Source organism: Streptobacillus ratti (genome assembly GCF_001891165.1).
Classification (GTDB): Bacteria; Fusobacteriota; Fusobacteriia; order Fusobacteriales; family Leptotrichiaceae; genus Streptobacillus; species Streptobacillus ratti.
On sequence record NZ_LKKW01000070.1, the window covers coordinates 1 to 1,184 of the forward strand.

A 1,184-nucleotide genomic window follows, 5' to 3' on the forward strand; every position below is an offset into this window, starting at 1 on the left:
AAAATGGCAAAACAAAAATTTGAGAGATTAAAACCCCATGTAAATGTAGGGACAATAGGACACGTAGATCACGGTAAGACAACAACAACAGCGGCGATATCAAAAGTATTAGCATCAAAAGGATTAGCACAAAAAGTAGATTTTGATAATATAGATCAAGCACCAGAAGAAAGAGAAAGAGGAATCACAATAAACACAGCTCATATAGAGTATGAATCAGAAACAAGACACTACGCACACGTAGACTGTCCAGGGCATGCTGACTATGTAAAGAACATGATAACAGGGGCAGCACAAATGGATGGAGCAATTTTAGTAGTATCAGCAGCAGATGGACCAATGCCACAAACAAGAGAACACATATTACTAGCAAGACAAGTAGGAGTACCATACATAGTAGTATACTTAAATAAAGTAGATATGGTAGAAGAAGAAGAGTTATTAGAGTTAGTAGAAATGGAAGTAAGAGAATTACTAACAGAATATGGATTCCCTGGAGATGACATACCTGTAGTAAGAGGGTCATCATTAGGAGCATTAAATGGAGAAGCAAAATGGGAAGAACAAATAGTAGAATTAATAAACCAAGTAGATTCATATGTACCTACACCAGATAGACCAGTAGATCAACCATTCCTAATGCCTATAGAAGATGTTATGACAATAACAGGAAGAGGAACAGTAGTAACAGGAAGAGTAGAAAGAGGGACAGTAAAAGTAGGAGAAGAAGTTGAGATAGTAGGAATAAAAGATACAGCTAAATCAACAGTAACAGGGATAGAAATGTTTAGAAAACTATTAGATTCAGGAGAAGCTGGAGATAATATAGGGGCATTATTAAGAGGGATAAAGAAAGAAGAAGTAGAAAGAGGACAAGTATTGGCAAAACCAGGATCAATTAAGCCACATACTAAGTTTAGAGGAGAGATATATGTATTAACTAAAGAAGAGGGAGGAAGACATACACCATTCTTTACAGGATACAAGCCACAATTTTACTTTAGAACAACAGATATAACAGGAGAAGTAAACTTACCAGAGGGAGTAGAGATGGTAATGCCTGGAGATAATATATCAGTATCAGTAGAATTAATCCATCCAATAGCGATAGAGACAGGATTAAGATTCTCAATAAGAGAAGGTGGAAGAACAGTAGCATCAGGAGTTGTTGCTGATATCGCTGA

Annotated in this window: 1 protein-coding gene; it reads left to right on the forward strand. The window is 36.3% G+C overall.

From position 1 onward, the window contains the following. Positions 1–3: 3 nt before the first annotated feature. Positions 4–1,184, forward strand: a 1,181-nt coding sequence (tuf, locus tag BT993_RS06785) for an elongation factor Tu (RefSeq protein ID WP_072593803.1), incomplete at its 3' end; no start/stop codon positions are given.